Origin of the sequence: Paenarthrobacter sp. NPDC018779, assembly GCF_044391085.1 — a bacterium.
Classification (GTDB): domain Bacteria; phylum Actinomycetota; class Actinomycetes; order Actinomycetales; family Micrococcaceae; genus Arthrobacter.
Map to the genome: position 1 here is coordinate 72806 of NZ_JBIRZS010000012.1, position 14326 is coordinate 87131.

At 64.3% G+C, this 14326-nt stretch carries 13 protein-coding genes; 8 read left to right on the forward strand and 5 right to left on the reverse strand.

All coding sequences use genetic code 11. From position 1 onward, the window contains the following. The first annotated feature begins 41 nt into the window (after positions 1-41). From ACH488_RS13695 to ACH488_RS13715, 5 genes are read left to right on the forward strand one after another with little or no spacing between them, the layout of a single operon-like run. Complete coding sequence (locus ACH488_RS13695; protein ID WP_397324973.1) at positions 42-1001, forward strand: ABC transporter substrate-binding protein; 960 nt, start codon at positions 42-44, stop codon at positions 999-1001. Beyond that, positions 998-1879, forward strand: coding sequence for a siderophore-interacting protein (locus ACH488_RS13700; RefSeq protein WP_397324975.1), 882 nt, complete (start codon positions 998-1000; stop codon positions 1877-1879). The genes ACH488_RS13695 and ACH488_RS13700 overlap by 4 nt, the downstream gene beginning before the upstream one ends. Next, positions 1879-3009, forward strand: a complete 1131-nt coding sequence (locus ACH488_RS13705; RefSeq protein ID WP_397324977.1) for an iron chelate uptake ABC transporter family permease subunit — start codon at positions 1879-1881, stop codon at positions 3007-3009. The genes ACH488_RS13700 and ACH488_RS13705 overlap by 1 nt, the downstream gene beginning before the upstream one ends. Further along, complete coding sequence (locus ACH488_RS13710; RefSeq protein ID WP_397324979.1) at positions 3006-4058, forward strand: FecCD family ABC transporter permease; 1053 nt, start codon at positions 3006-3008, stop codon at positions 4056-4058. The genes ACH488_RS13705 and ACH488_RS13710 overlap by 4 nt, the downstream gene beginning before the upstream one ends. Beyond that, positions 4055-4891 carry an ABC transporter ATP-binding protein gene (locus ACH488_RS13715; RefSeq protein ID WP_397324981.1) on the forward strand — a complete coding sequence of 279 codons (837 nt, stop codon included), beginning with the start codon at positions 4055-4057 and terminating at the stop codon, positions 4889-4891. The genes ACH488_RS13710 and ACH488_RS13715 overlap by 4 nt, the downstream gene beginning before the upstream one ends. 21 nt (positions 4892-4912) lie before the next feature. On the opposite strand, the gene ACH488_RS13720 is transcribed toward ACH488_RS13715, so the two are convergent. Further along, the gene (locus tag ACH488_RS13720) at positions 4913-5803 is read right to left on the reverse strand and encodes a LysR family transcriptional regulator (protein ID WP_397324983.1); all 891 of its coding nucleotides are present in this window, start codon (positions 5801-5803) and stop codon (positions 4913-4915) included. 144 nt (positions 5804-5947) lie between these two features. Here ACH488_RS13720 and ACH488_RS13725 point away from each other — a divergent pair, with 144 nt between their 5' ends. Then, on the forward strand, positions 5948-7336 hold the full coding sequence (locus ACH488_RS13725; RefSeq protein WP_397324985.1) for an MFS transporter: 1389 nt from the start codon (positions 5948-5950) through the stop codon (positions 7334-7336). Between the two features lie 4 nt (positions 7337-7340). Beyond that, complete coding sequence (locus ACH488_RS13730; RefSeq protein ID WP_397324987.1) at positions 7341-8090, forward strand: 3-hydroxybutyrate dehydrogenase; 750 nt, start codon at positions 7341-7343, stop codon at positions 8088-8090. 161 nt (positions 8091-8251) lie between these two features. On the opposite strand, the gene ACH488_RS13735 is transcribed toward ACH488_RS13730, so the two are convergent. The 4 genes from ACH488_RS13735 to ACH488_RS13750 form a co-directional block, all read right to left on the reverse strand. Further along, complete coding sequence (locus ACH488_RS13735; protein WP_397324989.1) at positions 8252-9715, reverse strand: amino acid permease; 1464 nt, start codon at positions 9713-9715, stop codon at positions 8252-8254. A gap of 110 nt (positions 9716-9825) precedes the next feature. Then, complete coding sequence (locus tag ACH488_RS13740) at positions 9826-10089, reverse strand: hypothetical protein (RefSeq protein WP_397324991.1); 264 nt, start codon at positions 10087-10089, stop codon at positions 9826-9828. A 92-nt stretch (positions 10090-10181) separates the two neighbouring features. Then, positions 10182-11003, reverse strand: a complete 822-nt coding sequence (locus ACH488_RS13745) for an IclR family transcriptional regulator (RefSeq protein ID WP_397324993.1) — start codon at positions 11001-11003, stop codon at positions 10182-10184. Positions 11004-11074: 71 nt separating this feature from the next. After that, a complete protein-coding gene (locus ACH488_RS13750; protein WP_397324995.1) occupies positions 11075-12508 on the reverse strand; it encodes an MFS transporter in 1434 nt (477 codons plus the stop codon). A gap of 416 nt (positions 12509-12924) precedes the next feature. Here ACH488_RS13750 and ACH488_RS13755 point away from each other — a divergent pair, with 416 nt between their 5' ends. After that, positions 12925-14319, forward strand: coding sequence for an LLM class flavin-dependent oxidoreductase (locus ACH488_RS13755; protein WP_397324997.1), 1395 nt, complete (start codon positions 12925-12927; stop codon positions 14317-14319). Positions 14320-14326: the final 7 nt, after the last annotated feature.

Sequence of the window (14326 nt, forward strand, 5' to 3'; positions counted from 1 at the left end):
CGGGAGACCTCCAACCTCCCCTGAGCATCAAGAGGACCACAGTGATTTCACGCCCTAAAACCATGTCCGCTGCCCTCGCAGCGCTTGCCTCGGCGGCCCTTCTGCTGAGCAGCTGCGCCAGCCCGGTGGCGAACGCCAACGACGCAGCTGCTGCGCAAACCCGCACGGTTACCAGCGAGGTCAAGGAGCTGACCATTCCGGCGGAGCCGAAGAAGGCCCTGGGCATGTACACCACGGATCTGGACATGCTCATTACGCTCGGCATTCCCTTGGCCAGCCAGCAGCCCATCCGCGACAGCGGCTACAAGGGGTTCCCGTACTTCTTCGACCAGAAGGCGCTTGAAGGGATCACACCCTTCACCAACTACCCGGAGTTCAACTTCGAGGCCATCCTCAAGGCCCAGCCGGACGTCATCCTGAACGGCCTCGGCTACGAGAAGGACCTGGACGGCAAGCTCTCCGACATCGCCCCCACCTACACCTTCAACGGCTTTGACGGCAGCGATTGGCGCACCAAGTTCAAGACCGTCGCCGAGGCCTTCGGCAAGACCGAGCAGTACCAGGCCTGGATGGACAAGTACCAGGCCAAGGTGGATGACGTGAAGAAGCGCCTGGCCGAGGCCGGCAAGAGCGATTTGGTGATCGGCCCGGTTGACTACTACGAGGACCAGGTCTCCGTCAGCTGCTATGGAACCCCTTGCCTGGTGATCAAGGACCTGGGCTTGAAGATCTCCCCGCTGGCTGACGGCGAAGGCGCCAAGCTCAGTGCCGAGCAGCTTGAGCAGTTGAAGGGCATTGACGCCGTCATCACCACCGAAGTCCCCGAGAAGGATGGTGCCAACCCGGACGCGTTCGCTCCGCTGGCCAACAACAAACTCTGGACCTCGCTGCCCTTCGTGGCCAACAAGCAGATCTTCACTTACGACCTTGAGATGATCTACGGCTCCCCGAGCGGCCAGTTCGCACTGCTGGAGAAGATCGAGAAGGCGCTCCTGCCATGATGGGCATCTACCGCGCGGAGGTTTTGGCTACCCGGGCTTTGACCCCCGGAATGGTCCGCATCACCTTCGGCGGACCCGGCCTGGCCGGGTTCGAGTCCACCGGTGTGGGCGACGAGTACCTCCGCGTTTTCCTGCCGGATACAGGTGAACATGAGGCCCGGTTGCCCATTTCCACGGGCGACTCCTGGGACTGGGAACCCGGCGTCAAGCCTTCCGCCATGCGGACCTACACGGTCCGCTCGGTGGACCCGGCTGCGGGCACCGTGGACATCGACTTCGTCGTTCACGACGGCGGCGTGGCAGCAGCCTGGGCGCAGCGCGCCGAGGTGGGTGACGTCGTCGGGCTCAACTCGCCTACGGGACTGTACGAACCGCCGGCCGAACTGCAGTGGCAGATCCTGCTGGCCGACGCGACGGGACTTCCCGCCGTCGCCCGTTTGCTGGAACTGACCCCTCCGGGCGTCCGGACCCGCGTCCTGATCGAGGTGGAAGACCCGTCCCACCAGCAGGAGCTGGTGATCGGCGCGGGCACCGAGGTTGCCTGGATCCACGGCGGTAACGGGCACAGCCAATCGAGGTTGGACGAGGCCCTGAAGAGCATGCAACTTCCCGGCGGAACGGGCTACATCTGGGTGGCCGGGGAAGCAAAGGTGCTGCGCGGGATCCGCAAGTACCTGCGCCACGAGAAGAAGCTCACGCCTGCGTCCTACAAGCTGATCGGCTACTGGACGGACAAGAGCGAGGCATGGACGGAACGTTGGGAGAACCTCGACGCCGAAACCCGCCGCTGGTTCGACGAGCTGTGGTCCGACGAGAAGCGCGACCGCGAAGAACTCGAGGACCTGCAGGACGCCAAGTTCGAACTGCTGGGACTGTAATGACCAGCGGAACCATGGCGGGGAAGGAGGCCGGGGCCGGGCAGGCGACTGCCCCGGCCTCCGCATCCGGGGCACCCTCTGCATCCGCGGCGCCCTCCGCACCGGCACGCCAGGGCAGCGCAGGCCTTGCCACCGTCAACCGCTACCGCCTGCTCGGACTGATCGCGTCCATCGCGGCCTTGGCTTTGGCCCTTCTGCTCAGCATGGTCATCGGCTCCAAGGACGTGGATCCCGCCAACCTGTGGCCGGCCATCACTGCCTATGACGGTTCACCGGAACACGTGATCATCCATGACCTGCGCTTTCCACGGACCGTCGTCGGCGTTCTCGTGGGCGTAGCGCTGGGACTCTCCGGTGCCCTCATCCAGGCGATGACGCGCAACCCCCTGGCGGACCCCGGCATCCTGGGCGTCAACGCGGGTGCTGGATTCTTTGTGGTGCTCGGCGTCGCGCTGTTCGGCGTAACCAGCATCCAGGAATACATCTGGTTCTCCTTCGCCGGTGCCGTGCTGGCCACAGTAATCGTTTACCTGATCGGTTCCATGGGCAGGGGAGGGGCAACCCCGCTCCGGCTCACCTTGGCAGGGGTTGCCTTGGGCGCGGTCCTCGGCGGGGTCTCCTCCGGGATCACGCTCCTCCGCCCCGCCGTGTTCGACAGCATGCGCAACTGGACCGCCGGTACGCTCAGCAATCGTTCGTGGGACATCGTGGCCACCGTCGCACCGTTCATCGTGGTGGGCACCATCATCGCCCTGGCCTTGGCCCGGCCACTCAACGCCGTGGCCATGGGTGACGACACCGCAAAGTCACTCGGCGCCAACATCTTCCGCACGCGTACCTGGACCATCATCGCCGTCACCCTGCTGTGTGGCGCTGCTACTGCAGCGGCGGGTCCTATCGGCTTCGTGGGCCTCATGGTCCCGCACGTGGCCCGCTGGATCGTCGGCCCGGACCAACGCTGGATCCTGGCTTACACGCTGGTGCTGTCACCGGTCTTGCTGCTGGTGTCGGACGTCCTCGGCAGGCTGGTGCTCAGGCCCGGCGAAATGCAGGTAGGCATCATCACCGCGTTCGTCGGGGCACCGGTATTGATCTGGCTGATCCGCCGCCGGAAAGTGAGCACCCTGTGAGCGCCATTGATTTTGGCCGGCGAACCCTCACGGTCCGTCCGCTGGGCGGCCGGGTTTCAGCCCGCCTCGACGTCCGTTCGATGATTGTCACCGCTGTCCTGACGGGCGCCGCCTTGGCGCTCGCCGTCGTCGCCCTTGGCCTGGGCGAGTTCAGTATTCCAGTGCCGGACGTGGTCTCGGCGCTGTTCGGTCGCTCCACCGGCGCCATCCACATGGTGGTGGTGGAGTGGAGGTTGCCCCGCGTCCTCCTGGCCCTGTTGTTGGGGGCGGCCATGGGGGTCAGCGGGGCCATCTTCCAATCGCTGACCCGCAACGCGCTGGGCAGCCCCGACGTCATCGGTTTCAACACCGGCGCCTACTCGGGTGCCTTGGTGGTGATCCTGCTGATGGGTGGCGGATACTACGCGGTGTCTGCGGGGGCGCTGGTGGGCGGGTTGGTGACCGCGGTCCTGGTGTACCTGTTTGCCTACAAGAAGGGCATCCAGGGCTTCCGGCTCATCATTGCGGGCATTGCGGTGAGCGCCATGCTGGCGTCAGTGAATACCTACATGATCCTCAAGGCGTCCCTCGAGCAGGCCATGTCTGCCGCTGTATGGGGTGCCGGATCCCTGAACAAAGTGTCCTGGGAGCAGGTGCTGCCCGTGCTGCTGATCTTCGCCGGGCTGCTGGCGGTGCTGGCTTTTTATGGTCGCCGGTTGGGGCTCTTGGAGATGGGCGACGACGCCGCCCGCGCCTTGGGCGTTCGGCTGGAAGGCTCGCGGGTGGTCCTCGCGGCTGTTGGCGTGGCGTTGACGGCGATGGTCACCGCGGCCGCGGGACCCATTGCGTTCGTTTCGCTCGCTGCTCCGCAACTCGCCCGCCGGCTGACCCGCTCGGCGTCAGTGGGCTTGGTGCCCTCCGCTGCCATGGGTGCACTCTTGCTCGTGGCCAGCGACATCGTGGCGCAGAACCTCTTCGCGCCGATTCAATTGCCGGTGGGAGTGGTGACCGTGAGCATCGGTGGCTGCTACCTCGTCTGGCTGCTGGCGCGCGAGGTGCGCCGGCAATGACTGTGAAGGAGACTGCTTTGACTGACGTGCTGGCCGCCCCGGCGGTGCCGCTGGTGTCCACGGATTCCCGGCTGCGGGCCGCCGGCGTGAGCCTGGGCTACGCGGGCCGGACCGTGTCTTCCGCCTTGGACGTCCGGATTCCCGATGGCGAATTCACGGTGATCGTGGGTCCGAATGCCTGCGGAAAGTCCACGTTGCTCCGGGCCTTGTCGCGGCTGCTGCAGCCGACGTCCGGCACGGTCTACCTGGACGGGAAGGACATCTCCTCCTACGGCGCCAAAGACGTGGCCCGGAGGCTGGGCCTGTTGCCGCAGACCTCCATAGCCCCGGACGGCATCACTGTTGCGGACCTCGTGGCCCGTGGCCGCTATCCGCACCAGAAGTTGCTGCGCCAATGGTCGGAAGAGGACGAGGCCGCCGTCGTCAGCGCGTTGGAGGCGACCAACGTGACAGAGCTGTCCGGACGGCTGGTGGACGAACTCTCCGGCGGCCAGCGGCAGCGGGTCTGGGTGGCCATGGTCCTGGCGCAGCAAACCCCGTTGTTGCTGCTGGACGAACCCACGACGTTCCTGGACATCGCCCACCAGATCGAATTGCTGGAGCTGTTCAAGCGACTGAACGGCGAGGGCAATACCCTGGTGGCCGTACTGCATGACCTCAACCATGCCTGCCGTTACGCCTCGCACCTGATCGCCATGAAGGACGGCGCCGTCGTGGCCGAGGGGCGGCCCGCGGACGTCATCACCGCAGAGTTGGTGGAGCACGTGTTCGGCCTGCCCTGCATGGTGATCGACGATCCCGTGAGCCACACGCCCCTGGTCATTCCTCTTTAGCCTCTCCGCTCGGCGTCCGCCTCAGCCCAGCAGCTCCGCCCGGCGGTTCTCCGTCTCCTCCCGCAAAGCGTGCACGACGGCGGCTACAGCGGGGCGGCGCATCGAGTCGGGACGGAGGACCAGCCAGTAGGGGAGGAGCTCGGCGAAGTCTTCGGGCAGCAGCCGGACGAGGTCCGGGTGTCGATCCGCCATGAAGCACGGCAGGAAACCCACCCCCGCCCCGGCACGTGTCGCTTCCACATGGACAAACACGTTGGTTGAGGTGAGGCCGTCCCGCATGCTCGGAACCAGCCTGCGGGGTGCGTCCAGGTCGTCCACTTGAAGCATGGAATCCACGAAGTACACCAGCTGGTGCCGGGTCATTTCTTCAACGCTGGTGGGTGTTCCGTTGTCCTTGAGGTAATTGCGTGAGGCGTACATCCCCAGCCGGTACTCGCCCAGTTTGATCGCTTCGGCCCGGTGCACCTGTGGCGTCCCCACCACCACTTCGATGTCCAGGCCCGAGCGTTGCTGGAGTGCCCGGCGGGTCACAGTAACGATCTCCAGGCTGAGGCCCGGGTGCTCCCTCCTGATGCGCGCGGCGGCCGGTGCCGCGATGTAGGCGCTGAAACCGTCTGTTGCGGTCATACGCACGACGCCGGTAATGGGGTCCGGTGCGCGGTGGTTCTGTCCCAGCGCACTCACCGCAGCTTCCACCCGCTCGGCCACCCGCACCGCCTCAGCCCCCAGCTCGGTCAGTTCCCAGCCGCCTGCCGCACGCGCGAGTGCACGGCCGCCGAGCGCCTTTTCCAGCGCCGCGATCCTGCGCGAAACGGTGGTGTGGTTCAGTCCCAGGGCTTGTGCCGCCGTCGTGAATCTACCCGACCGGGAGACGGCGAGGAGGATGAGAAGGTCGTCCGGGCTAGGGTTCATATCTGCAATTCTGCACACATGGGGTGCCTCTTTGGTTATTGAGGCACGCCGAATCTGCAGCAATACTCAGTGAAGCTATTCGTGTTGTGGATCACAACGCGCATGAAAAAGGGCATTGTCAAAGAAGACACTGAGGAGATGGATATGAGCGTAGAGCAACGCTCCACGCCCGCTGCTGGAAACACCGGCAAGGGATCAGGCCTGAAGAAGATCGTCGCCGCATCCATGGTGGGAACCGTGGTGGAGTGGTATGAATTCTTCCTGTACGCCACGGCCGCCACGTTGGTATTCGGCAAGTACTTCTTCCCGAGCACGGGCAACGAACTCGACGGAATCATCCAGGCCTTCATCACCTATGCCGTGGGCTTCATCGCCCGGCCGCTGGGCGGCATTGTCTTCGGCCAGATCGGCGACAAGCTGGGCCGCAAGCCTACGCTGCAGCTGACCATCGTGATCGTCGGTGTCTCCACGTTCCTTATGGGCTGCCTGCCCGGCTTCGTGGACATCGGCTACTGGGCGCCCGCCATGTTGGTTGCACTCCGGTTCATCCAGGGCTTCGCGCTCGGCGGTGAATGGGGTGGCGCCGTGCTGCTGGTTGCCGAGCACAGCCCCAACAAGTCGCGTGCGTTCTGGTCATCCTGGCCGCAGGCCGCTGTCCCCGTGGGCAACCTCCTGGCCACCCTGGTCCTGTTCGTCATGTCCACCACCCTCAGCAGCGAGGCCTTCCTCGGCTGGGGTTGGCGGGTCGCGTTCTGGTTGTCCGCGGTGATCGTCTTCGTCGGCTACTACATCCGCACCCACGTCAGCGAAGCCCCCATCTTCCTGGAAGCCAAAGCCCAGGTGGAGGAGTCCAAGGCCATCAGCTACGGCATCGGTGAAGTCATCCGCAAATACCCCAAGGGCATCCTGCAGGCCATGGGCCTCCGCTTCGCCGAGAACATCATGTACTACCTGGTGGTCAGCTTCGCGATCGTCTACCTCAAGAGCGTTCACAAGTACGACACGTCCTCGCTCCTCCTGGCACTCCTGATCGCCCACGTGATCCACTTCCTGGTCATTCCGCAGGTGGGCCGCCTGGTGGACTCGTGGGGACGCAAGCCCGTGTACTTGGTTGGCGCTGTCACCGGCGCGGTGTGGCCGTTCTTCGCCTTCCCCATGTTCGACACCAAGAACGCCGTGATCATTGTGCTCGCCGTGACCATCGGACTGTGCCTGCACGCGTTCATGTACGCAGGACAGCCCGCCATCATGTCCGAGCTCTTCCCCACCCGCATGCGGTACTCCGGAGTTTCGCTCGGCTCGCAGGTCACCTCGATTTTCGCCGGCTCCCTGGCGCCCCTGCTGGCTACCCAGTGGCTCAAGGACACCGGTTCGTGGGTGCCGACCGCGATCTACCTCGTCGTCGCGTGCGCCATTACCGCCGTCGCCGTCGTTTCCCTGAAGGAAACCAAGGGTATCGCGCTGCAGGACGTCGACGCCGCCGACGCCGAGCGACACGGACTGGCTACCGCTTCCGCTACTTCGAAGGGCTGATGTGATGGACAACTCCCTGAATGGGCGCAAAGCCCTGGTTACCGGAGGCGCCAGCGGAATCGGGGCGGCCTGTGCCCGGGCGCTCGCGGCCCGTGGCGCGAAAGTAGTAGTGGCCGACGTCGACGCCCCCGGAGCTGCGGCCCTCGCCGACGAGTTGGGTGGCACTGCCTGGACAGTGGACCTGCTGGATGTGGATTCCCTCGCCGCCTTGAGCCTTGATTGCGACATCCTGGTCAACAACGCCGGTATCCAGAAGGTTGCGCCCATTGAGGAGTTCGACCCCGCGGAGTTCCGGCGGATCCTGGCGTTGATGCTTGAGGCGCCGTTCCTGCTGGTTCGCGCTGCGCTTCCGCACATGTACGCCAACGGCTTTGGCCGGATCATCAACGTCTCGTCGGTGCATGGGCTGCGGGCCTCGGCTTACAAGAGTGCTTATGTGTCCGCGAAGCACGGCCTTGAAGGGCTCAGCAAAGTCACGGCGTTGGAGGGCGGGGAGCGCGGAGTTACCTCCAACTGCATCAACCCCGGCTACGTCCGTACCCCTTTGGTGGAGCGCCAGATCGCCGACCAAGCCCGGCTCCACGGAATCCCCGAGGCCGAGGTGCTCGCCAAGGTGATGCTGACTGAGTCCGCGGTGAAGCGGTTGGTGGAGCCTTCCGAGGTGGCGTCCCTGGCGGCCTGGCTGGCCTCGGACGACGCCGGCATGGTCACCGGCGCGAGTTACACCATGGACGGCGGCTGGTCGGCGAGGTAGGACTGGCCTGCGAGGCACTCGGCGCGCCCAGTTCCTTCGGCGCCCCCGTTTCCGCCCGGCGCGCCCGTTAGTACGGGTGCGTCAGGCGGAACGGGGTGCGCTTATCCGGCCGAAGGGGTGCGTCAGGCGGCATCGGGTGCGGCAACCGTTGCCCGGAGGCTCTACAGTGCCTTCACCACCGGAATGGACGCCGTCTCGTCAACCAACTCAGCCCGGCGAAGCCCTCCGCCACGGACCCAGAGCTTGTAGGCCACGAACAGCAGCACCAGCCAGGTCCCACCCACGTACAAAGCAACGCGGGTGTCCTCGAACACGCCCAGGATCACGATCACCATCGCCATGAAGGCCATGGTCAGGATCGACGCAAGAGGCCACAGCGGAGATCCGAACTCGGACGCAGGCAGGCCCTTGGCCTTGATCTCCCGTTTCATGGCTACGTGCGAGGCAAGGATCATCACCCAGACCCACACGGTTGCGAACGTTGCGATGGAGGCGATGACCACGAACACGTCTTCGGGAATGACGGCGTTCAGCACGACGCCAACCAGGAGGATGCCACCCATCATCACCACGGTCATCCACGGAACGCCATGGCGGGAGACCTTGCCGAAGCTCTTGGGTGCGTGGCCTTGCTGGGCCAGGCCGAAGAGGATGCGGCCGGCCCCAAAGATGTCGCTGTTGATGGCGGACAACGCTGCGGTGATCACCACGGCGTTCAGGATGTGCGGCGCTGCCGGAATGCCCAAGCCAGCGAAGATCTGCACGAACGGGCTGCCATTGCTGCCGATTTCGTTCCACGGGAAGATGCTCATCAGCACGCCAAGCGTGAGTACGTAGAACAGCAGGACGCGCATCGGCACGGTGTTGACTGCCTGCGGAATGACCTTCTTGGGATCGGCGGCCTCGCCCGCGGTGATGCCGATGGTTTCGATCCCGCCGAACGCAAACATCACGACGGCGAACGCGGCCAGCAGGCCCTCGAAACCGTTGGGGAACAAACCGCCGTGGTTGACGAGGTTTCCCAGTCCCGGTGCCACGCCACCGCCGTCGTTCCCTGTCTGGAAGCCGAACACGACGATCGCCGCGCCACCGACGATCATGGCGATGATCGCCACAACCTTGATCAAGGAGAACCAGAACTCAAGTTCCCCGAACACTTTCACGCTGAGCAGGTTCATCGCGCCGAGGAAGAGGATGATCGCCAGGACCCAGATCCAGCGATCCACCTGCGGGAACCAGAAGCCCATGTAGATGCTGAAGGCGGTGACGTCGGCGATGGCCACGATGGCCATCTCGAACACGTACGTCCAGCCTGTGACGAAGCCGGCAAACGGTCCCAAGTAACGGCTGGCGTACTGTCCGAACGAGCCTGAAACCGGGTGCCTGACAGCCATTTCGCCAAGTGCCCGCATCACCATGAAGACGGCGGCGCCGCCGATGATGTAGGCCAGGAGGACGGCAGGACCCGCTTTTTGGATGGCCGAGGCCGAACCGTAGAAGAGCCCCGTGCCGATGGCGGATCCAAGTGCCATGAAGCGGATGTGGCGGACGTTGAGGCCACGGCTAAGCGCCGATCCGGCGGCCTGGAGGACGGTGTCCTTTTCGGCCAGCGTGGTGTGTTGCATGGTAAAACCTTCTCGTCTTTGGGAGGGGATCGCTAACCAGCAGACCATTTTTCGAGACCTTGTGATCGGTCTCACGGGGCATTGCTGTCTTTGATCGCAGACAATCGGGTTTAGGCGTGCAGCCAGGGCGCTTTCTGGTCGACGGCGCTCTTGATCACCTGTGGCTTGTCGCTGCGGCAGACCATGAGGCGCCCCTGGCCGTCATCCTGGATGAGCCAGAAAACGCTGCGGTCCACGGAGATCATCTCGATCTGCCCGGAGGTTACGCGGCCGTCGCGGTGAAACACCTGGACGCGGTCGTTGCGGGAGAGTTTCGACCAGTTCGGGACCGGCCGGGCTGGGAAGGTGTTGCGGGTTGAGGTGTGGAGGCTCATGCTGGCACCTTGGGAGAGAATGAAGAGTGTTCGTTGAATGAACGTTTCGTTCAAGGTATGCGCACGTAGCTTGGTGCGTCAAGAGTAGATTGCTAGGACAGCGCCTTGGTGATTTCCTCGGCAGCCTTGCGCAGTTGGTCGATGGTGCCGGGCAATTGCTCAGACTTCAGCCGCTGGACTGGGCCGTTCACCGAGACGATGCCCATGAGGGTTCCGTCCACCTCGCGAACCGGGTAGGCCGCAACGAAGAGGCCCTCCTCCAGTTCGTTGTCCATGATGGAGTAGCCCTGCTCACGGATGCGTCGAAGGTCCTTGAGCAACGCCTCCCGGTTGGTGATGGTGTGGGAGGTGTAGGACGCAAGCTTCCTGGGCAGCGCCGCGGACACTGCTTCGTCGCTTAGTTCGGAAAGCATCAATTTGCCCGTCGCGCTGGCGTGCAGCGGATAGGTTTCGCCAACGTAGAAGGAGACGTTCAGGTACCTGGAGGCGGACGCCTCGGCGATGACATCGTAGGCCAGTTCGCCGCGCACCATGGCGAAGCTGACCGTCTCCTTGAGCTTGCCGGCATAGTCGTCCAGGATTGGCTGGATGCGGGCGACGGCACCGGCGTAGGGGTCGGCGAGCCGGCCCAGGCGGGACATTTCCCACCCGAGCCGGTAGCGGTTGTCCACGCGGTCAACAAAGCCGGTCTGTTCCAGGCTCAAGAGAAGGCGGAAAGCGGTGGGGCGTGTCATGCCGACGGCCTGTGCCAGTTCGGTCACGGTGATGCCCTGGCGGTGACGGCCGAGTTCGGAAAGCAGGATGGTGGCCTTGATGACGGACTTATTGGTCAGGTCCGCGGCCTCGTCCGGCGCTGATGCTCCGCCGTCGACGTCTGCCTGCTCTGCTTCCGATGCCATGTCTTCCGATGCCATGTCCGCTCCCGGTCTTCGTGGCCAAGGCTGGGCGCCCTCGTGCTCAATGTCCCATCCATCCTATGCCGGGGCTACGGGCGTTCGAGGGTTGCGCCTTCAGGAACCGGGGTCAGCAACATGGTGCCCGTATCCAGCCGCTCGTTGCTGTCCTGGCCGTCGGCCAAGGCCGCCGCTTCTGCGCGGCTGCTGACCACGGGAACCGAGCCCAGAAGGGGATGGGCTGCCGATTCCCGCATCTTGAAGACGGCGACGAGTGCCACCGCTGAGAAGAACATGATGTAGAAAGCCGGTGCATACGAGTTGCCGGTGACTTCAACCAGGATCTGGCTCACCAGGGGTGTAGTGCCGCCGAAGATGGAGATGGACAGGTTGTGCGTGACGCCGACGCAGCCGTAGCGGGAAGCGGTGGGGAACAGTTCGGACATCACGGCGCCCGTGAGGGCCAGGAAAAACGCGCTGGGCACCATCACCAGGAACATCGCCAGGTAGAGCGACCACAGGGTGCCGACATGCATGAGGGCGAACGCGGGTACCAGCAGGACCAGGTTGCCGATGGTGGCCATGGTGTAGATGGGCTTCCGGCCAATGCGGTCCGACCAGCGCGCGACGAGCGGAATGAGCACGGCCTGGAGCACCAGGACCACGACGGCGGCTACCGCGGTATGGACGGCGGGTGAGCCCACCTCCGTCTCGATGTACGTGGGCATGTAGCTGGTGAGCATGTAGGACGAGGTTCCGTCGGCTGCGATGAGGGCGATGCCGATGAGGATCTGAGGCCAGTAGAACCGCAGGATGTTCGGCAGGTTGTGCCGCACGAAAAGCGGGTTGACGTTTTGGTTGGCGGTCTTTTCGTGGGCAACTTCGAAGGCCGGCGATTCAGGAATGCGGCTTCGGAGCGAGATCGCAAGGATGCCGAGCGGCAGGGCGAGCAGGAACGGAAGCCGCCAGCCGCCGTCGTGCATTGCCTGGGCGCCCCATGCAGAGGTGGTCAGTGCGGTAGTTGCGGCCACCACGCCCGCGCCTACGGCGAAGCCCAGCATGGAGCCGGAGTTCAGGAGGGCCGTCATGAAGCCGCGGTTGCGGTCCGGGGAGAATTCCGCGATGTAGGTGGCGGCGCCGGAGTATTCGCCTCCGGTGGAGAAACCCTGCAGCATCTTGAGCAGGTAAAGCGGGATGATCACCCAGAGGCCCACCTGTCCCGCCGAGGGCAGGAGCCCGATGGTGGTGGTGGCCGCGGCCATGAGTGCCATGGTGAAGAAGAGGACCTTCCGGCGGCCGATCTTGTCGCCTAGGGGTCCCAGGATCATGCCGCCGAGAGGGCGCACCACAAAGGAGACCGCGAAGCCCAACAGGGTGACCAGCAGGCCCATGCGTTCGTCCATGCCTTCGGTGAAGACGGACGTCATGGTCACGGCCAGGTAGCCATAAATGCCGATGTCGTACCACTCGATGAAGTTGCCCACGCCCGTGCCTACTTGCGCCTTACGCAGCTCGCGGTTGTCCACGATGATGCAGTCTTCTGCCTGTAACCGCCGGGTGCCGCCTCGCGGCGCGGCACGTTGTGTTCTGGACTGATCGAACATCGTTGTCCTTCTTTCCTTTGGATGTGCGCCACACGTCCTGGACCCATGTTTGGGCCGTACCGGGGATCGCTACGAACTGTGGCCTGAATCTTGCGCCCGTACGCCGTTGGGGTGGCGGGGACCAGAAATCTAAAACGTTCATTGATTGAACGACATGTTCAAAAATATGGCATGCGCCACATTTACTGTCAACACCTTTTCCTATGTTGCAGACCCGGCGGGAACCCCTTGACAGTGAGCCAAGCCACGCTCTAAATTGAACGAAGCGTTCAGCAAGTGAACGTCGCTAGTGAAGTTGCCTGCATAGCCCGGCACGAGTCCAAGGAAGCACCGCTGCCATGAAAAATGCGCCTTTGAGCCTGTTCGCCTTTGATGTTTTCGCCCCTTCCCACCTGACTTCCGGGTCGTGGAGGAACGACGGCGACCAAGGTCACCGCTACACCGACCTGAAGTATTGGACGGGTATCGCCCAGATGCTCGAACGCGCCGGCTTTGACGGGATCTTCTTCGCGGACAACGTGGGCTACCACGATGTGTACCGCGGCAACGGTGACGCAGCCCTTCGGGATGCTGCGCAGATTCCCATCAACGATCCCACCGTGCTTATCAGCGGCATGGCGGCAGTGACCAAGCACCTGAACTTCGGCGTTACCGTCTCGGCAACGTACGAACCGCCTTACCTGCTTGCCCGCAAGTTCAGCAGCCTGGACCACCTCACCGACGGCCGCGTTGGCTGGAACATCGTGACGTCCTACTCCGAGGCGGCTGCCCGCAACCTCGGCAAGGAGCAGCAGCTCACTCCGGCCGAACGCTATGACATGGCAGACGAGTACATGGAAGTGGTCTACAAGCTGTGGGAGTCCTCCTACGAAGAAGGCGCCGTGGTTAACGACGCCGAAACCGCCACCTACATCGACCCCGCCAAGGTCCACCCCATCAACCACGAGGGCAAGCATTTCCAGGTCCCCGGTTTCCACCTCTGCGAGCCGTCCCCGCAGCGCACGCCCGTCCTGTTCCAGGCCGGAGCTTCGTCGCGTGGCATGGAGTTCGGCGGCAAGCACGCCGAGGTGGTGTTCCTCCAGGGCACGTCGGTGGAGGGAACCAAGCGCTCCGTGGACAAGCTCCGCCAGGCGGTGGCCGACGCAGGCCGCGACCCGCGCGACGTGAAGATCGTCATCCTGCTGACCGTGGTGGTTGCCCCCACCGACGAGGAAGCCCAGGCAAAGTACCAGAAGGCCGTGGACACCGCGCCGATCGATGGCATCCTGGCCCGCTTCAGCGGCTGGACCGGCATCGACATGTCCGAGTACGAGCTGGACACCCCGCTCCGCTCCGTCGGAACCAAGGCCGGCCAGTCCATGGTGGACATGTTTTCCAAGGCCGATCCGGACCGTGACTGGACTCCGCGCCAGATCGCCGAATTCCTAGCCGTTGGTGGCACCGGCTCCACGGTCATCGGTTCTCCCGAAACCGTGGCCAACGAACTCCGCCGCTGGCGCGACGAGGCCGACGTCGACGGCATCAACCTCAGCTACACCACCAAGCCCGGCAGCTGGGAAGACTTCATCGAACTCGCCCTCCCCGAACTCCGCGCCCAAGGACTCATAGCGCCGCTCCGCGACCAGGAGCGTGACGCGGTGACCCTGCGCGAGACGCTCTTCGGCCGGAAGTACACCCTTGACGGCCACCCCGCCACGGCCCACCGCGCCCAGCACCTCGCCTTGACGAACTAAGCACCCA